The organism is Ochrobactrum quorumnocens, from assembly GCF_002278035.1.
Lineage (GTDB): Bacteria > Pseudomonadota > Alphaproteobacteria > Rhizobiales > Rhizobiaceae > Brucella > Brucella quorumnocens.
On record NZ_CP022603.1, the window covers coordinates 1030580 to 1047737 of the forward strand.

Sequence of the window (17158 nt, forward strand, 5' to 3'; positions counted from 1 at the left end):
ATTTTTTCTTCCGGCTTCCATAATTCTGAAAATCTATACTATAAAGGCTAGTTCCAAGGCAGCAGATCGCGCCAGCTTTTGCCGCCGCCGCCAGCTGCTTTCTTGCGCTCGCGTTCTTTCTGCGCCTCATCCTGACCCATATCACCAACAGCTGCTGTTGATGCTGGCTGACGATAACCAAGTGGCGGTTCGCTCAGATAGCGGCGATTGGTCGATGTGCCTTGTGTCTGCTCTGCACGCTGCTTTTTCAACTCAGCAACCTTGGCTGGATCAAAGGTTGGCGTGCGCGATTCATAATCTTCGCGACGGCTGGCACCGCTTGGCAATGAAGCCCGAACGTTGCTTGCAACAGGCACGTCCTGCTCAACAGGCGAAACGAAGTTTGGATTGTCGCGGTTTGCAGTAATTTCATCGCGCAAACGCTTGCGGCGCTGTTCGGGTGATTCTGGCCATGATGGATCGCCAGCACTTGCAAGGCTTTCCTGTGGAGCAGGCAACGCGCCCTTGTCGCCCTGTCCAGGACGCACAAGATCAGGACGCGGCTTGTAATCAATACGGTCTTTTTTCTTGCCTTGACCAAAGCTTGCCATGTTCGACACGTCGTCGAGAAGCTGCGCACTCGCAGTTTTGTCGGTTCCGTAGGTCGGCGACGACACACAACCGGACAGCGCGAGGCCCGCGACTGCCGTCATCAATACCAGAACTCGTCCTTCAATCTTCATTAGCGCCACTTCTTTTACGCCTGTCGATTTTCTCTTCGTCAAAGGCTTCTTTTAAACCCTTGCCGCAAGAAACCGGCAACTCCAAGGCAGATTGCAAGTTTATCTCAAGGAGAGCCTTGTACATGAGAGCATCTCTACGGGCAATCGCGATATTAACCGCTATTTCACCATGTCCTCACTTTACAAGGCAAGCCCTGAAGCGAAAAGCCCGGATGCATGCCACAACCGGGCCTCTGATTTTATGCCGAAAGTCTGCCGAGAGCCTTCAATTCGTGAAGGGCTGCCGCATCGCGGGCCGAGACCTCCGGGAATTCCGGGTCAGAACCGACATCCGTGGTATACCGCCACGAACGCGCGCACTTGCCGCCTTCCGCACGAACAGGAACAACTGCAACACCCTTCACGTCATCCAGCGTGAAGGCATCAGCAGGTGCTTCGGCATCAGTCACACCAATACCACTGGTGATGCAGATTTCAGCGAAATCCAATCCTTCAAGCGAATCGACCAGGCTCTTGTCAGCGATATAGACAACTGGAGCCGCCTCCAGAGAAGAACCGATGCGCTTATCCGCGCGTTCCAGTTCCAAAGCCCCCGTAACAACACGACGAACATTGCGAACCTTGCGCCACTTTTCGGCCAGCACATCATCGCGCCATTCGGCGGGCGTCTTGCGAAACTGTTCCAGATGCACCGAAACAGATTGCGGATAGCGATCCAACCAGGCTTCTTCCATGGTAAAAGGCAGCATCGGAGCGAGCCAGGTGGTTACGCGGTCAAAAATCTCGCGAACGGTCTGAAGAGCAGCCTTGCGGCGAACGCTGGATGGTGCATCGCAATAAAGCGCATCCTTGCGGATATCGAAATAGAAGGCCGAAAGTTCGACATTCATGAAATCGATCAGCGCACGTGCAATACGCTTGAAATCAAACGCGTCATAACCTGAACGCACGACTTCATCGAGCTCCGCCAGACGATGCAGCATCAGACGTTCGAGTTCCGGCAGCTCTGCGTGCGGAACATTCTCGCCTTCATCATGGGCGAGCGTGCCCAGCATCCAGCGAATGGTGTTACGTAGCTTGCGATACGCATCGATATTGGTCTGGATGATGCTCTTGCCGAGGCGCTGATCTTCCCAGTAATCGGTCGTCATCACCCAGAGGCGAAGAATATCCGCACCCGAATCCTTAATGACGTCCTGTGGCGTGACCGTATTGCCCAACGACTTCGACATCTTTTTGCCGTTCTCATCCATGGTGAAACCATGGGTGACGACGGCATTGTAAGGCGCGCGACCACGCGTTCCACAGCTTTCAAGCAGTGATGAATGGAACCAGCCGCGATGCTGATCTGAGCCTTCGAGATAAACATCCGCCGGCCACTTCATGTCCGGGCGGTCTTCAAGCGTGAAGGTATGTGTCGAGCCAGAATCGAACCAGACGTCGAGAATGTCGCGAACCTGTGTCCAGTTTTCATTGGCACGGCTGCCGAGGAAACGCTCACGCGCACCTTCCGCAAACCATGCATCGGCACCTTCTGCCTCGAAAGCTTCAAGGATGCGCTTGTTCACGGCATCGTCTTGAAGGATATTGCCTTCCTCATCAGCGAAGACGCAGATTGGCACACCCCATGCGCGCTGACGCGAAAGAACCCAATCCGGGCGACCTTCGATCATGGCACGAAGACGATTCTGACCGGCAGCAGGCACGAAACGCGTATCTTCAATCGCTTTCAGCGAGCGCGAACGCAGCGTGGTGCCATCGCCGAGATTCTTGTCCATATAGACAAACCACTGCGGCGTGTTGCGGAAGATAACCGGCTTCTTCGAGCGCCATGAATGCGGATAAGAATGCTTCAGACGGCCACGTGCGAACAGCTTGTCAGTTGCAATGAGCTGCTTGATGACAGAGTCATTCGCATCGCCCTTCTTGCCGTTATCATCGATAACACGCGCAGGCCCACCTTCGCGATCCGGACCAAAGCCCGGCGCATCCTTGGTGTAATAGCCATCATCGCCAACCGGGAACGGAATGCTCGGATCAATGCCACGCGCTTCCAACTCACGCGCGCTGTCCATCCATGCTTCAAAGTCTTCTCGTCCGTGGCTTGGGGCGGTGTGCACGAAACCGGTACCAGCATCGTCGGTGACGTGGTCACCAGAAACCAATGGCACGACGAATTCGTATCCGCCGCCGAAACCCTTGAGCGGATGATCGAGTACATTCTTGGAAAGCTCTTCGCCCGTCACATCGCGCAGGCGCTTAAACTCAAGCTTTGCCTTCTTGGCGCATTCGTCAGCCAGTTTATCAGCGAAGATAAGCTTTTCGCCGGGACGTGGGCCAAAATCATTCTCAGCGGCAGTGACTTCATAAAGACCGTATGCAACACGCGTCGAATAGGCCACAGCACGGTTTCCGGGAATGGTCCATGGAGTTGTCGTCCAGATAACGACAGAGCTGCCGACCAGATCGCCAGCATCTGCGACCGGGAACTTCACCCAGATCATATCCGACTCGATGTCGTGATATTCGACTTCGGCTTCTGCAAGGGCTGTGCGTTCAACCACCGACCACATGACAGGTTTTGAACCACGATAAAGCTGGCCAGTTGCAGCAAACTTCAACAGTTCGCCAGCGATCCGCGCTTCCGCATGGAAGTTCATTGTCGTGTATGGGTTTTCAAAATCGCCGCAGATTGCGAGGCGCTTGAACTCTTCCGACTGGACCTTGATCCAACCCGCAGCAAATTCACGGCATTCCTTGCGGAACTCGTTGATGGCAACTTCGTCCTTGTTCTTGCCCTGTGCGCGGTATTTCTCCTCGATCTTCCACTCGATCGGCAGGCCGTGGCAATCCCAGCCCGGCACATAATTCGAGTTGAAGCCGCGCATCTGGAATGAGCGCGTGATTACATCCTTGAGGATCTTGTTCAGCGCATGGCCGATATGGATGTTGCCATTTGCATAAGGAGGGCCGTCATGCAGCACATAAAGCGGGCGATCCTTCGCGTCTTCACGCAGCTTTTTATAGAGGTTCATTTCCTCCCAGCGCTGCACAAACACAGGCTCGCGCGCAGGCAGTCCCGCGCGCATTGGAAACTCGGTCTGTGGCAGATTAAGAGTTTTGGAATAGTCGATCTTGGCAGTCGTCTCAGTCATTTTATTACTTGCCTGTCAATCCCGCGCAGCAATATGGCGGGCGAAGATGCTGAAAGTTCAGGAGGCTGCAACATACAGCCGGAAAACTCAAAAGGCTGCGAGGCACAGCCGGTCGTTCCCGGACCTTCCTGCCACGCATTGCACTTTGCGCAATGCCATCAAGGCTTAGAGGAAGGCCGGGCCAATAATTCGTATGGCCGCGATGATATGCCGAAAATCCGTCATCATGGTCACGCTTTTAGCAATGACCTTCGCAGGAATAAAGAGGCAGGGCGCAATAAACTTGCAGCCCTGCCCTCTAAAAGCTTACAGATAGAGCATGTCTCCCAAAAGTGGGAACCGGTTTTGGGACAAAGACATGCGGAAAAACAAATAGATAGAGCATTTCCAACGATTTATCTTAAACTGGAAATACTCTGGGTTTGTTTCGATCAGTCGAGCGAGAAATCGAAGCGGTAAGTTGCAGCGATACCAACCATGAACTGATCACGCGAGCCGTGCTGTTTCACAATGCTCGAGTCCTTTGCCGGGCCCTGAAGACGGCTATATTCACCAAACAGGCTGGTATCGATTTTGTCGGTTGCCTTCCAGGTAATGGCGCCACCCACACCAACCGATTCCCAACCACCGCCGGGACGATATTCCTTGACGCCAGATGCCACCGCTTCCTCAGCCGTTACACCATAATAAGTTTTGAAATAGTCTTTGGATGCGAAGGTTGCGCGTGGGCCAGCCGAAACACGGATCACCGGCGTCACATCATAGAACGCATCTGCTGCAACGTCGGCAACAACGCCCTTGTGGGCGCGAATACCCTGACGCACTTCACCACGGAAACGCAGCCAGTCGGTCGGATAGACATCGACGAAGCCACCGGCTTCACCGCCGAACTTGGTTTCGTGAATACCATCAATATCGGTATCGCGTTTGAACAAAAGCTTGCCTGTTGCACCCACACGGAAGCGATCCGTGTCGATTACCGCAAAGGATACGTTGTCGTTACGCGAAGAAAAGCGCTCTGCTTCACCCTGACGGCCAAGCGAAACCAAAGGCTGCGCTGAAAACTTATACTTGTTGGAACCTTCGAACTTCGGAGCAACAAGGCCAGCAGCGCCAACCTTGAGGTACCAGTCGCCCGACCAGAAGTATTTGCGGGCGGGTTTCACTTCCTCAGCCGCATAGATGTCCGTTTGCTGCATATCCGCAGCAACGACCGACAAAGGACCAACGAACAATGCAGCGCCTGTAACAAAGGCAAGGGGGACAATACGCGTCACATGAAACTCCGATAAACAGTGGCCCGTAAACTTTGCGGGCATTTAACACTGTTTGAACGGAATATGTAAAATTAAACTTAAATCTAAGGTAGAAATTACTACAACTTTTTCTGGCGTCTTTTAGGTCATGGTGATGATTTAGCTTTTGAGCGGCGCATATCGGATTTTGCCTCTGACGAGGAGAAGTGACCGAAGCGGAGTATTCCTCCACGAGGGAACTTCGACAAATTCGGTGGCAACAATCCGCCGCGTCTTGAAAGGATATGGTGAAAATCGTCCATATTGTCGTCGCTATACCTCAGTTGCGTGCACTCCACCTTCGTTTTCGCTCCTAAGCTGAACGATTTTCCCGCATACCGCTCCGTAAGTTAAATCAACACCACGACCTAAGGCTCAAGCAGCAAACGATAAGAGGCGATCAAGTTCGGAAAGCGGCTTTGCGCCCGCCAGCAGAGCGCGCGCTTCTTCTTCATCGCGCTTCATCTGTTCGATGAGTGGGTCGAGTCCGTCGAATTTCACTTCGCCGCGCAAGTAGCCAAAGAAAGATACTTCGGCAACTTCGCCATAAAGATCGCCCGAAAAATCAAAAACAAATGTTTCAAGCAGTGGTTTTCCATCGCTCGCGACAGTCGGGCGGCGACCGAAGCTCGCCACACCATCATGCAAGATGCCGTCGGCCCTGCGGAAGCGGACGGCATAAATTCCGTGCTTCAAACTGACATGATCGTCGATGGTCATGTTTGCGGTTGGAAAACCCAGCGTGCGCCCGAGCTTCTTGCCATGGATGACTTCACCGCTGACCCGGTAGCGGTAGCCGAGCAGCCCCGCCGCCTCCGCGACTTCGCCTTCGCACAAGAGCGCACGGACACGCGTCGAGGAAACGAGATTTCCACCTTCATCACCGAAGGCATCCACCAGAGATACACTGAACCCTGACGATTGACCGGCTTCCTCAAGAAACTGAGGCGTACCCCGACGTCCCTTTCCGAAATGGAAATCATAGCCCGTGACGACACGATTGGCATGCAACCGCTCGACAAGGATATTGCGTACGAAATCTTCTGCCGACTGCGCTGAGAAATCCGCAGTAAACGGCTGTTCAACAACTGCATCAAATCCCATGAGTCGCAGAATCTCGGCTTTCTCAACCGCATCAGTAAGGCGTTCAATGGGCTCATTCGGCTTAAAGAAACTGCGCGGATGCGGTTCGAAAGTCAGCACGACTGCAGGCAAACCGTCCCTGTGTGCGAGTTCCAGCGCACGCTCTAGTACGGCCTGATGGCCGCGATGGACACCGTCAAAATTGCCGATCGCCACCACGCAGTCACGCAGCGTAAGCGGCAATGCATCGGTTCCTGAAAGACGCTGGAAAACAGGTTTTGTCATGGTCGGAGCAGTTTCTCGAAAATATCAGACGAGCGCGTAAAGCGAAGCGATTGGAGAATGGCCGTGCTTTTGCAGAAAAGCATTCATTTTATCAAAATCAACATTCCCGTCAGCGGCATAATCAGCAGCATGGACTCCGCCCGAAATATAGAGCACATCCAGACCATAGTCCGCCGCGCCCTTCACATCGGTCAATACACCGTCACCGATGCCGAGAATGCGTTTTCTGTCGACGGCATGTCCACGGACTTCCTCGACTGCTTTTGATGCGGCTTCATAGATCGGGCGATGCGGCTTGCCTGCGATCAGTGTGCGGCCGCCAAGCTGGCCAAAATCACGCGCAAGTGCGCCTGCACACCAGATCAGGCGCGGGCCACGTTCGACCATGATATCCGGGTTGGCACAGATGAATGGCAGATTGCGCGACCGCAGGCGCTGCAACAGCTCAGTGTAATTTTCCGGTGTTTCCGTTTCATCGTCATAAAGACCTGTGCACACAACGCCGGAGGCCTCAAACTCCTCGACCAGTTCCACATCAAGCCCGTCATAAATGACGGTCTCACGTTCACTGCCGATATGGAAAACCTTCCGCGGCCCTTCGATGATGAGGTCACGCGTTACATCACCCGATGTCACGACACGATCATAAGCATCTTCAGGTACACCAAGCAGTGTCATTTGCGCGATCACACTCGGATATGGGCGCGGCGCGTTGGTCACGAGAACAACCGTCAATCCCTTGGCACGTGCTCGCTTCAAAGCGGCAACGGCTGGAGCGAACGCAACCTCACCATTGTGCAGAACACCCCAGACATCACAGAAGATCGCATCATATCGATCCGTCAGATCATCCAGGCGTTCAGGCAGGCGTTCAGGCAGCTTCATGGTTTTCCTCAGTATGCTTGTCCGGTCCATGACCGGAGAAATCTGGAGCCCGTATCGTACAACATCTGTGCAAATGACTGGCTTTAACGAGCGCGCGTCGGACACGCCCTGCGGTTTCCTCTACAAGAAGCAGCCCGATCTGTCACCCGGCTTGAGATCGTGTGCGTCCAAATGAACGCATTGTGTCCATCAGAAATCGATGGGTCTTTCAGTCAGGCACCGTTAACCAACCAAGCCATTTCCTGAACATAACCCATCAAGGGTAGTTATTTTCCTGTTCGCCTTGTGGCTCAGCTGTATAGTCCCCACATCTCAGGAACAGGCGCGCTCCGCCGTGCACGTGCCCATAAGCGAAATTTATCTTCCGAATTGTCAAAAAACGGCAACGATCCTTGACAAAGAATGGCCCCGCTTCTATCTCAGAGGCATGTTAGCACTCGGACACCTAGAGTGCTAACAGCGCGAACCGGTCGGTTCGCTTCATCAGGGTTCAACGTCTATAACACCAAGGGTTATACCATGGCTGATATTAAGTTCCGTCCGCTTCACGACCGCGTTGTCGTGCGTCGCGTAGAATCGGAAGCAAAGACTGCTGGCGGCATCATCATCCCTGAAACCGCCAAAGAAAAGCCTCAGGAAGGCGAAATCGTTGCTGTTGGCACAGGCGCCCGCGACGAAGCTGGTAAGCTGATCGCTCTGGACGTTAAGGCTGGCGACAAGGTTCTGTTCGGCAAGTGGTCGGGCACCGAAGTCAAGATCGGCGGCGAAGACCTGCTGATCATGAAGGAATCCGACATTTTGGGTATCGTCGGCTAATACCTTCGCTTAACCGGCGAACTAGCCGGTAAATAATTCATTCATCACCATAATCTGACCGGGATATTCCCAGGAGAGTAAAATGGCTGCTAAAGAAGTAAAATTCGGTCGCAATGCGCGCGAAAAGATGCTGCGCGGCGTCGATATCCTCGCTGACGCTGTAAAGGTAACGCTCGGCCCTAAGGGTCGTAACGTTGTTATCGACAAGTCGTTCGGCGCTCCACGCATCACCAAAGACGGTGTATCGGTTGCCAAGGAAATCGAACTGGAAGACAAGTTCGAAAACATGGGCGCACAGATGCTGCGCGAAGTGGCTTCGAAGACCAACGACACTGCCGGCGACGGTACGACAACCGCGACCGTTCTCGGTCAGGCCATCGTCCAGGAAGGTGCCAAGGCTGTTGCTGCTGGCATGAACCCGATGGACCTTAAGCGCGGTATCGACCTCGCAGTTACTGAAGTTGTTGGCGAATTGCTCAAGAAAGCAAAGAAAATCAACACTTCGGAAGAAGTTGCTCAGGTTGGCACGATCTCCGCTAACGGCGAAGCCGAAATCGGCAAGATGATTGCTGAAGCGATGCAGAAAGTCGGCAACGAAGGCGTCATCACGGTTGAAGAAGCCAAGACCGCGGAAACCGAACTCGAAGTCGTTGAAGGCATGCAGTTCGACCGCGGCTACCTCTCGCCATACTTCGTCACCAACCCTGACAAGATGGTTGCTGATCTCGAAGACGCATACATCCTTCTGCACGAAAAGAAGCTCTCGAACCTGCAGGCTCTTCTGCCAGTTCTCGAAGCTGTTGTTCAGACTTCTAAGCCACTCATCATCGTTGCTGAAGACGTCGAAGGCGAAGCTCTTGCTACCCTCGTTGTCAACAAGCTGCGTGGCGGCCTGAAGATTGCTGCTGTTAAGGCTCCTGGCTTCGGCGATCGCCGCAAGGCAATGCTCGAAGACATCGCGATCCTCACCGGCGGTCAGGTCATCTCCGAAGACCTCGGCATCAAGCTTGAAAGCGTTACGCTCGACATGCTCGGCCGCGCCAAGAAGGTTTCGATCAACAAGGAAACCACCACCATCGTTGATGGCGCTGGCAAGAAGGCTGAAATCGACGCACGCGTTGGCCAGATCAAGCAGCAGATCGAAGAAACCTCTTCCGACTACGACCGCGAAAAGCTGCAGGAACGTCTTGCTAAGCTTGCTGGCGGCGTTGCAGTTATCCGCGTTGGCGGTGCAACAGAAATCGAAGTTAAGGAAAAGAAGGATCGCGTTGACGATGCTCTGAACGCAACCCGCGCTGCGGTTGAAGAAGGCATTGTTGCAGGCGGCGGTACCGCTTTGCTCCGCGCTTCGGTCAAAATCACCGTTAAGGGCATCAATTCCGACCAGGAAGCTGGCATCAACATCGTTCGTCGCGCTCTGCAGGCTCCTGCTCGTCAGATCACGACCAATGCTGGTGAAGAAGCTTCGGTTATCGTTGGCAAGATCCTCGAAAACTCTTCGGAAACCTTCGGCTACAACACTGCAAACGGTGAATATGGCGATCTGATCGCACTCGGCATCGTTGACCCAGTTAAGGTTGTCCGTACCGCTCTGCAGAATGCAGCTTCAATTGCTGGCCTGCTGATCACCACGGAAGCCATGATTGCTGAACTTCCTAAGAAGGATTCGGCTCCAGCTGGCATGCCTGGCGGCATGGGCGGCATGGGCGGCATGGATTTCTAAGAAATCCATAAAGCACGCCCATGGTTTAAAGCTTGCTCCGCAAAGCGGCGCGGGTCGCGGCATGGATTTCTAAGAAGTCTAAAAGCCAAAACTATTTAGAAAAGGCGGCCTCTGGCCGCCTTTTTTACGTCATGTAACTCTTTGTGATTTATAGAAAATTTACCTATCGCAAGCTTTATTACGTTGCCCGCATGTATTTTAGCATTTTCTGATTTACTTTCGGCGACTTTCATGGTCAATCGCTAGCGATACGAGATGGACTTCCTGTTTGCCCCCGCACTTTGGAAGTCCTGTCTCAGGCAACAGGAAGGGCAGGCGCAAGCCTGCCTTTCCACTTTTCAGCGATCAATCATTTAACTCATTTATTCCGCTGCATCCGCGTGCGCAACGTCGTCGCCAGATAGGCGCGCATCATAGCGAGCACGTGCCATCATGACCTGTACCTCGTTAGCAATCGCCCACTCCCCCAAGGCACGCACAGGTTTGAGAAGATCCTGACCTAATTCCGTCAGTTCGTATTCGACCTTCGGAGGGATCGTGGGAAACATGGTCCGTGATACAAATCCATCGCGCTCAAGATTACGCAACGTGGTTGTCAGCATTTTCTGTGAAATACCATCAACCGTGCGGCGAATTTCATTAAACCGCATCGGACGATTGCCAAGATAGCTGACGATCAGAACTGACCATTTATCACCGACGCGGGACAGAATATCCGTCACCGCCTTGCAAGCGCTAGTCTCTTTGAAGTCACCAGGTTTCATAAAAGTGCCTCCTTGCGCGATTTGATCAGTCACTTGTATAGCGTTAGTCTCTATTGGTTACCACTCAAAAAGGACATATTGATGAGCAAGCTTAAAGTGGCCGTGATCGTCGGCAGTACCCGCGAACAGCGTTTCTCGCCAGTCTCGGCGGAATGGATCGCAAAGGTTGCAGCAGAACGCCCGGAATTTGATGTCGAAATACTGGACCTAGCTGATTACCCGATGGGTTTTTATGGGGACACGACCACCACAACCGCACAAGCTGAGACCGCCGACAAGTGGAAAACCAAGCTTCGCGAATTTGACGCTTACATCCTCACCGCCGCTGAATACAATCATGCACCCACGGCCGTTTTAAAGAACGCGATCGACTACGGTGACTGGATCCAGAAGCCAATGGGTTTTGTAGGTCACGGCGGCGTTGGTGGTGCGCGTGCTGTCGAACAGTTGCGTATGATCGCCGTAGAAATGTCGTCCATGTCGGTTAAAACCGGCGTGCATATCCTGTTCCCGGATTATCTGGCAGTCGTCAAAAAAGAAAACGCGCTGGATGATTTCCCACACCTCGCAGAAGCTGCAAAGAACATGCTCGACCAACTTGCATGGTGGGGCCATGCCCTAAAGGCTGCCCGCGCAGGCTGATTAACCTCATGACTTGCCGGGTAATGGCTCTACGTGTTGCATAACTCGGCCAAAACCCGGCTTGCCGCAAAGCTTTTTCGCCCTATGATTATCAGAACGACAATTGGGATGGATAATCATATGCGTAAGGAACTACCGATAGCGACCGCTCCAAAAGACGGACGGAAAGTCACTGTGGTCTGGATCGATGATGACGATCAACGCAATGAATCGGTTGGCCAGTATCGTTCGCTCGATAAGCTCAAGGCTGGCGGCGGCGACTGGGATGAAACAGACACTGGCTGGTGGATTTTCACCGACAGCAAAACCCAGCAAAAGGTTGAACCGACCGCATGGATTTCCGAAACCGATGACGGCGATGATGACAACGAGGATAACTGAGCATCAGCGCTTCAAGACGGTCAATAAAATTTGACTTTTATAATCATATTTTATCAAATGATTGAGCGCTAAGGCTTTGCCTTACAAGCATGCATAGCCAATAATCCACCAATGCTGTTATTCTCGATTCTACAGGCGGGCATTTCACCCGCCTGAAACAAGCCGGAGACTGAAAATGACCGCCACGCGTACCGAAACAGATACTTTCGGACCGATTGATGTAGCCGCCGACCGTTATTGGGGTGCGCAGACGCAGCGCTCGCTGCATAATTTCAAGATCGGGGGCGAGCGCATGCCTCTGCCGCTCGTACACGCGTTGGGCGTAGTCAAGCGTGCAGCAGCTGAAACCAATATCGCGTTGGGCAAGCTGGACCCCGTTCTCGGTCAGGTGATTGCGGTTGCGGCATCCGAAGTTATCGAAGGCAAACTGGACGATCATTTTCCGCTCGTCGTCTGGCAGACAGGTTCCGGCACGCAATCAAACATGAATGCCAATGAGGTCATTTCGAACCGCGCTATCGAGCTTCTTGGCGGTGAACTCGGCTCCAAAAAGCCGGTCCATCCGAACGATCACGTCAATATGAGCCAGTCGTCAAACGACAGCTTCCCAACCGCGATTCACATTGCGACCGCTGTTGAAGCGGTAAATCGTCTTTATCCGGCACTGACACATCTCACCAAGGCGCTCAAGGCCAAGGAAGAAGCGTTCAAGGACATCATCAAGATCGGCCGCACGCATACGCAGGATGCGACACCGGTTACGCTTGGTCAGGAGTTTTCCGGCTATCGCGCAGCACTCGAATATGCCCGCCAGCGCATCGAGCAGTCACTCGCTGACGTGTTCCTGCTTGCGCAGGGTGGTACGGCTGTCGGCACCGGGCTTAATGCACCAAAGGGCTTTGACACGGGCTTTGCCGATGCTGTGAGCGAAATCACAGGACTTAGTTTCAAGACAGCACCAAACAAGTTTGAAGCGCTTGCCAGCCACGGCGCCCTTACAAACTTCCACGGCAGCCTCAATGCGCTCGCTGCTGATCTGTTCAAGACTGCCAACGATATCCGCTTCCTGGGTTCGGGGCCTCGCTCCGGTCTTGGTGAACTATCGTTGCCGGAAAATGAGCCCGGCTCATCAATCATGCCCGGCAAGGTCAACCCGACACAGGCCGAAGCTTTGACGATGGTCGCAACGCAAGTTTTTGGCAATCAGACGGCAGTTACAGTTGCGGCAAGTCAGGGCCACTTCGAGCTCAATGTTTTCAAGCCGGTCATCGCTTATAATGTGCTGCAGTCGATCCGTATCCTGAGCGATGCCATGGTTTCATTTGCCGACCATTGCGTTGAAGGCATTGAAGCGAATGAAGATCGTATCAAGGATCTTCTCGAACGCTCGCTGATGCTCGTAACAGCGCTGGCTCCAGCTATCGGCTATGACAATGCGGCGAAAATCGCCAAGACCGCACACAAGAACGGGACAACCTTGCGGGAAGAAGCGCTGAAGAGCGGTCACGTCTCGGAAGAAGACTACGACCGCTTGGTACGCGCGGAAAAAATGATCGCACCGGAGTGATTGTGCACATGAGGTGAACAAACTGTCGAGGAATATCTATCTTTCCTTGACAGTGTGGAGTAGGTATTTGGTTGCTCAGTTTAATTGGAGATACCCCTGATGTCCTCTATCACTCCGCAGAGCAACGGCTTGGCCACGCTCGTCGCACGCGTCTTTCTTTCGATCCTGTTCATTCTCGCTGGCTTCAGCAAGCTGACTGCAATTTCCGGTACTGCTGGCTACTTCGCCGGTCTCGGCCTGCCGGTTCCAACTGTGACTGCCGTTCTGGTTGGTCTGGTTGAGTTTGTTGGTGGCCTCGCCATTCTGGTTGGTTTCCAGACCCGTATTACTGCCGCAATCGTGGCTCTCTTCACCATCGGTGCAACCCTTGTTGCCCACATGAACTTCGCTGAAGGCATGAACGCGATGATGGCACAGAAAAACCTTGCTATTGCCGGCGGTCTGATTCTTCTGGCGCTGCAGGGTGCGGGTTCGATTTCGATCGATGCAAAGCGCGGCTAATCGAGCTTCGATATATATTTTGAAAAAGCCGCGCCTCAACAGCGCGGCTTTTTAGTATTCGCTTTATTAATACACAGAACTGTTACTTTGAACGCGCAATGATTGCATCCTTCGATCTTGTAAGATAATGCAGCCGCCTATTTTCATTTTGGAAAGACATATCGTCCTCCCAGACGTGTCTCATAAATTAGCTTGTAGAGAAAAAATGGCCGTTTCACCCGCAACGAATAGTCAGCTTCGTGCTGACGCCCATTCGGGCAAAAATTACAATTTTGCGCTCGCCAGCCTTACCATGCTTTTCTTCATGTGGGGCTTTATCACCTGTCTCAACGACATTCTGATCCCGCATCTCAAGGGCGTGTTTCAGCTCAACTACTTCCAGTCGATGCTGATCCAGTTCTGCTTCTTCGGCGCTTACTTCATCGTCTCGCTGCCAGCCGGTGCACTCGTGAAGCGAATCTCCTATAAGTGGGGCATTGTGACCGGTCTGGTCGTAGCTGCTATCGGCTGCGCATTGTTCATTCCGGCCGCATCTTATCGTGTCTACGCGCTGTTTCTCGGAGCACTTTTCGTTCTGGCTTCGGGCGTCACAATCCTTCAGGTCGCAGCAAATCCATACGTGACGGTTTTGGGCACTCCGGAAACCGCAGCGAGCCGTTTGACACTTACTCAGGCTTTCAACTCGCTTGGAACGACAGTTGCTCCACTCTTTGGCGCATTCCTGATCCTTTCAGCCGCGACAACCGACGCTGCAAATTCCGCTGAAGCAGATGCGGTTCAGTTCCCTTACCTACTGCTGGCACTGGCTTTCGCCGTTCTCGCAGTGGTGTTCGCGATCCTGAAATTGCCAGATGTTCAGGAAGAAGAAGCTGCCTTATCGAGCAAAGAAGAAGGCTCCGCCTGGCAATATCGCCATCTGGTGCTCGGCGCAGTCGGCCTGTTCGTCTATGTGGGCGCGGAAGTCAGCATCGGCAGCTTCCTTGTCAACTTCCTGAGTGATCCTTCAATCGCAGGACTGACTGAAGCCGATGCCGCACATCACGTTACCTATTTCTGGGGCGGTGCAATGGTCGGACGTTTCATCGGCTCCGTTGCAATGCGCTATATTGATGACGGCAAGGCGCTTGCCTTTAATGCAGCCATCGCAATTGTTCTCTTGCTCATCACAGTCGCTACCACAGGCCATGTTGCCATGTGGTCGGTACTTGCTATCGGCCTGTTCAACTCGATCATGTTCCCGACGATCTTCAGCCTCGCGCTGCATGGTCTTGGCAAGCACACCAGTCAGGGTTCCGGCATTCTGTGTCTGGCCATTGTTGGCGGCGCGATTGTCCCGCTCATTCAGGGCGCCTTGGCCGATACTGTTGGCATTCATCTGGCATTCCTGATGCCAATCGTCTGCTACATTTATATCGCCTATTACGGTCTGATTGGCAGCAAGCCAAAAATCTAAACAAAGAAAGCCGGTCTGAAATTCAGACCGGCTTTTTTAATTCAATTCGGCATTTATCAGCCGGCGAGGCCCTCGCGTATACGCGCAACGACTTCTGCAGCCCGTGTATTTGTCTCACTGCCACGGGCAGATACAAGACAGGCCTGCGAGCGCAGGATGATACCGTCCTCGAGAACCTTCAAATGATTAGCCGTCAACGTCGAACCGGTTGAAGTGATGTCGACGATCATATCAGCAGAACCTGCTGCTGGCGCACCTTCAGTTGCTCCAAGGCTTTCGACAATACGATAAACTTGAATGCCGTGCTTTTGCGAAAAGAACTGCTGCGTCAAGCGCCAGTATTTGGTTGCAATGCGCAAACGGCGTCCATGACGCTGACGGAAATCGGCAGCCACGTCATCAAGATCTGCCATAGTCGTCACATCGCGCCAGACTGTCGGCACCGCAACCACAACATCTGCATGACCGAAGCCAAGCTCCGCTTCAATCGCGACCCGCTCATCAGCATGAGCCAGCGTCTCGCGAACAAGGTCTTCACCCGTTACGCCAAGATCGACGCTGCCATAACCCAGCTCACGCGCAATTTCGGATGCCGACAGGAACAGAATGTCGATGTCATTCTCACCTTCGACGCGCGCGCGATAATTGCGTGAATCGTCTGGCAGAACGACCTTGTATCCCGCCTTTTCCAGAACTGCGAGCGTCTGCTCCTTCAACCGTCCCTTGGAAGGAAGTGCCAATGTCACAGTCATTATTGTTCTCCACTCAGCGCCTGAAGCCGGTCGAGCCAGATGGAAAAGCCAACCCCGGGGATATTTTCGGATGCGCCAAGCATCGTCAGCAGACGGTCGTAACGACCGCCACCCGCCAAAACCATATCCTTGTCGCTGCCCGCCTGACGGATTTCGTAGACAAGGCCGGTGTAATAATCGAGCGGACGACCAAAAGACGCGTCATAAACGATGTCTTCCGCCGAAATACCGGCTGCAATAATTGCGTCGGTACGGGCTTCAAATTTTTGCAGAACGGCATTCAAATCAAGCGCATTATCGGCAGCGAAAGCCCGCAACGTGATGCTAGCAGCTTCCAGCGAAACACGCGTTGCGAGGAACCGCTTCAACACTTCAAGGGCCGAGGATGGAAACCGCGTTGCAGCCAGATCTTCTTTCTCGATCAGGCGGCGCGCGATCTCGGCAGGCGTGCGGCCTGCTCCCGGTGAAATACCGGCTTCCAGCATTTCGGCTTCCAGCATGCGCGCAAGCTCTGCCTCATCACCTTCGGCGACAAGGCCCGCGAGCTGTTCAGGCAAGGGATCATTGCGCTGTTCACCCGTCAGCTCCGCAAAAGCTGATTCCATGGTATGTTCATCGCCAAAAGCACGCAGCAGTTTCTTGCGCCATCCCTGGGGCAAACCAAGCGCTTTGAGCATGCCTGCAAAAACGGCCTGATCACCCAGAACGATTTCAAGCTTCACGTCCACAGCCGCAGACTGCACACATGCGAGTGCATCGCCAATCGACCGCGCATCTGATGCGGCTTCATCTGTAGCACCAAGATCTTCAATGCCTGCCTGTAGAAATTCCGCGGCGCCGTCGCGGCGCTGACGAAAAACCTCGCCGAGATAGGCATAACGCTTAGGCGTTGCGGCATTGAGCGCGATGTGATTGCGGCAGACCGGAATGGTGAATTCCGGACGCAGGCAAAGGCTATCGCCATTCTCGCTTTCGGTCAGGAAGATACGGCGGCGCAAATCCTCGCCCGCCATATCCAAAAACGGATCAGCAGGCTGGATCACCGGAATATCAACAAGTTCCGCTTCGCTGGCATCAAGTTGACCACGAAGCGTGGCGAAGATCGGTGATGTGCGTGATCCAGTCATCGTCCCG

The 17158-nt window shown here is 53.5% G+C and carries 17 protein-coding genes; 8 read left to right on the forward strand and 9 right to left on the reverse strand.

Features of this window, described 5'->3' with window-relative positions; translation table 11 throughout:
* Window positions 1–47 precede the first annotated feature (47 nt).
* The 3 genes from CES85_RS04865 to ileS form a co-directional block, all read right to left on the reverse strand.
* Window positions 48–722, reverse strand: coding sequence for a hypothetical protein (locus CES85_RS04865; RefSeq protein ID WP_095444877.1), 675 nt, complete (start codon window positions 720–722; stop codon window positions 48–50).
* Window positions 712–846: a hypothetical protein gene (locus CES85_RS28075; protein WP_264232183.1), complete on the reverse strand. Its 135-nt coding sequence runs from the start codon at window positions 844–846 to the stop codon at window positions 712–714. The genes CES85_RS04865 and CES85_RS28075 overlap by 11 nt, the downstream gene beginning before the upstream one ends.
* Window positions 847–961: 115 nt before the next feature.
* The gene (gene ileS / locus CES85_RS04870) at window positions 962–3877 is read right to left on the reverse strand and encodes an isoleucine--tRNA ligase (RefSeq protein WP_095444878.1); all 2916 of its coding nucleotides are present in this window, start codon (window positions 3875–3877) and stop codon (window positions 962–964) included.
* Between the two features lie 33 nt (window positions 3878–3910).
* On the opposite strand from ileS, the gene CES85_RS04875 reads away from it, so the two are divergent.
* Window positions 3911–4336 carry a hypothetical protein gene (locus CES85_RS04875; protein WP_095444879.1) on the forward strand — a complete coding sequence of 142 codons (426 nt, stop codon included), beginning with the start codon at window positions 3911–3913 and terminating at the stop codon, window positions 4334–4336.
* Here CES85_RS04875 and CES85_RS04880 read toward each other — a convergent pair.
* The 3 genes from CES85_RS04880 to CES85_RS04890 all read right to left on the reverse strand — a co-directional run bounded on the left by CES85_RS04880 (window position 4309) and on the right by CES85_RS04890 (window position 7425).
* Window positions 4309–5154: a MipA/OmpV family protein gene (locus tag CES85_RS04880; RefSeq protein ID WP_244923149.1), complete on the reverse strand. Its 846-nt coding sequence runs from the start codon at window positions 5152–5154 to the stop codon at window positions 4309–4311. The genes CES85_RS04875 and CES85_RS04880 overlap by 28 nt on opposite strands.
* Window positions 5155–5547: 393 nt before the next feature.
* Window positions 5548–6540, reverse strand: coding sequence for a bifunctional riboflavin kinase/FAD synthetase (locus CES85_RS04885; protein WP_095444881.1), 993 nt, complete (start codon window positions 6538–6540; stop codon window positions 5548–5550).
* A 24-nt stretch (window positions 6541–6564) separates the two neighbouring features.
* On the reverse strand, window positions 6565–7425 hold the full coding sequence (locus CES85_RS04890; protein WP_095444882.1) for a TIGR01459 family HAD-type hydrolase: 861 nt from the start codon (window positions 7423–7425) through the stop codon (window positions 6565–6567).
* Window positions 7426–7944: 519 nt separating this feature from the next.
* On the opposite strand from CES85_RS04890, the gene groES reads away from it, so the two are divergent.
* Both groES and groL read left to right on the forward strand, forming a co-directional pair.
* Entirely contained in the window at window positions 7945–8241 is a 297-nt protein-coding gene (groES, locus tag CES85_RS04895; protein WP_095444883.1) for a co-chaperone GroES, read from the forward strand.
* An 82-nt stretch (window positions 8242–8323) separates the two neighbouring features.
* Window positions 8324–9964, forward strand: a complete 1641-nt coding sequence (gene groL, locus CES85_RS04900) for a chaperonin GroEL (RefSeq protein ID WP_095444884.1) — start codon at window positions 8324–8326, stop codon at window positions 9962–9964.
* A gap of 362 nt (window positions 9965–10326) precedes the next feature.
* On the opposite strand, the gene CES85_RS04905 is transcribed toward groL, so the two are convergent.
* Window positions 10327–10728 carry a winged helix-turn-helix transcriptional regulator gene (locus tag CES85_RS04905; protein ID WP_095444885.1) on the reverse strand — a complete coding sequence of 134 codons (402 nt, stop codon included), beginning with the start codon at window positions 10726–10728 and terminating at the stop codon, window positions 10327–10329.
* Window positions 10729–10809: 81 nt separating this feature from the next.
* Here CES85_RS04905 and CES85_RS04910 point away from each other — a divergent pair, with 81 nt between their 5' ends.
* The 5 genes from CES85_RS04910 (at window position 10810) to CES85_RS04930 (ending at window position 15272) form a co-directional block, all read left to right on the forward strand.
* Complete coding sequence (locus tag CES85_RS04910; protein WP_095444886.1) at window positions 10810–11370, forward strand: NADPH-dependent FMN reductase; 561 nt, start codon at window positions 10810–10812, stop codon at window positions 11368–11370.
* A 120-nt stretch (window positions 11371–11490) separates the two neighbouring features.
* Entirely contained in the window at window positions 11491–11751 is a 261-nt protein-coding gene (locus CES85_RS04915; protein ID WP_024897733.1) for a hypothetical protein, read from the forward strand.
* Window positions 11752–11926: 175 nt separating this feature from the next.
* Window positions 11927–13318, forward strand: coding sequence for a class II fumarate hydratase (fumC, locus tag CES85_RS04920; RefSeq protein ID WP_095444887.1), 1392 nt, complete (start codon window positions 11927–11929; stop codon window positions 13316–13318).
* 99 nt (window positions 13319–13417) lie between these two features.
* A complete protein-coding gene (locus CES85_RS04925) occupies window positions 13418–13819 on the forward strand; it encodes a DoxX family protein (protein ID WP_095444888.1) in 402 nt (133 codons plus the stop codon).
* Window positions 13820–14024: 205 nt separating this feature from the next.
* Window positions 14025–15272 carry a sugar MFS transporter gene (locus tag CES85_RS04930; RefSeq protein ID WP_095444889.1) on the forward strand — a complete coding sequence of 416 codons (1248 nt, stop codon included), beginning with the start codon at window positions 14025–14027 and terminating at the stop codon, window positions 15270–15272.
* A 56-nt stretch (window positions 15273–15328) separates the two neighbouring features.
* Here CES85_RS04930 and hisG read toward each other — a convergent pair whose 3' ends face one another.
* Window positions 15329–16024 carry an ATP phosphoribosyltransferase gene (gene hisG / locus CES85_RS04935; protein WP_095444890.1) on the reverse strand — a complete coding sequence of 232 codons (696 nt, stop codon included), beginning with the start codon at window positions 16022–16024 and terminating at the stop codon, window positions 15329–15331.
* A complete protein-coding gene (locus tag CES85_RS04940) occupies window positions 16024–17151 on the reverse strand; it encodes an ATP phosphoribosyltransferase regulatory subunit (RefSeq protein WP_095444891.1) in 1128 nt (375 codons plus the stop codon). The genes hisG and CES85_RS04940 overlap by 1 nt, the downstream gene beginning before the upstream one ends.
* Window positions 17152–17158 lie beyond the last annotated feature (7 nt).

What these genes read in the sequence shown, in the direction of transcription:
- hisG (WP_095444890.1), bottom strand. Translation starts at nt 16,024, where the DNA reads ATGACTGTGACATTGGCACTTCCTTCCAAGGGACGGTTGAAGGAGCAG.
- CES85_RS04910 (WP_095444886.1), top strand. Translation starts at nt 10,810, where the DNA reads ATGAGCAAGCTTAAAGTGGCCGTGATCGTCGGCAGTACCCGCGAACAG.
- fumC (WP_095444887.1), top strand. Translation starts at nt 11,927, where the DNA reads ATGACCGCCACGCGTACCGAAACAGATACTTTCGGACCGATTGATGTA.
- CES85_RS04890 (WP_095444882.1), bottom strand. Translation starts at nt 7,425, where the DNA reads ATGAAGCTGCCTGAACGCCTGCCTGAACGCCTGGATGATCTGACGGAT.
- CES85_RS04930 (WP_095444889.1), top strand. Translation starts at nt 14,025, where the DNA reads ATGGCCGTTTCACCCGCAACGAATAGTCAGCTTCGTGCTGACGCCCAT.
- CES85_RS04905 (WP_095444885.1), bottom strand. Translation starts at nt 10,728, where the DNA reads ATGAAACCTGGTGACTTCAAAGAGACTAGCGCTTGCAAGGCGGTGACG.
- CES85_RS28075 (WP_264232183.1), bottom strand. Translation starts at nt 846, where the DNA reads ATGTACAAGGCTCTCCTTGAGATAAACTTGCAATCTGCCTTGGAGTTG.
- CES85_RS04865 (WP_095444877.1), bottom strand. Translation starts at nt 722, where the DNA reads ATGAAGATTGAAGGACGAGTTCTGGTATTGATGACGGCAGTCGCGGGC.
- CES85_RS04885 (WP_095444881.1), bottom strand. Translation starts at nt 6,540, where the DNA reads ATGACAAAACCTGTTTTCCAGCGTCTTTCAGGAACCGATGCATTGCCG.
- groES (WP_095444883.1), top strand. Translation starts at nt 7,945, where the DNA reads ATGGCTGATATTAAGTTCCGTCCGCTTCACGACCGCGTTGTCGTGCGT.
- ileS (WP_095444878.1), bottom strand. Translation starts at nt 3,877, where the DNA reads ATGACTGAGACGACTGCCAAGATCGACTATTCCAAAACTCTTAATCTG.
- CES85_RS04915 (WP_024897733.1), top strand. Translation starts at nt 11,491, where the DNA reads ATGCGTAAGGAACTACCGATAGCGACCGCTCCAAAAGACGGACGGAAA.
- CES85_RS04925 (WP_095444888.1), top strand. Translation starts at nt 13,418, where the DNA reads ATGTCCTCTATCACTCCGCAGAGCAACGGCTTGGCCACGCTCGTCGCA.
- CES85_RS04940 (WP_095444891.1), bottom strand. Translation starts at nt 17,151, where the DNA reads ATGACTGGATCACGCACATCACCGATCTTCGCCACGCTTCGTGGTCAA.
- groL (WP_095444884.1), top strand. Translation starts at nt 8,324, where the DNA reads ATGGCTGCTAAAGAAGTAAAATTCGGTCGCAATGCGCGCGAAAAGATG.
- CES85_RS04875 (WP_095444879.1), top strand. Translation starts at nt 3,911, where the DNA reads ATGGCGGGCGAAGATGCTGAAAGTTCAGGAGGCTGCAACATACAGCCG.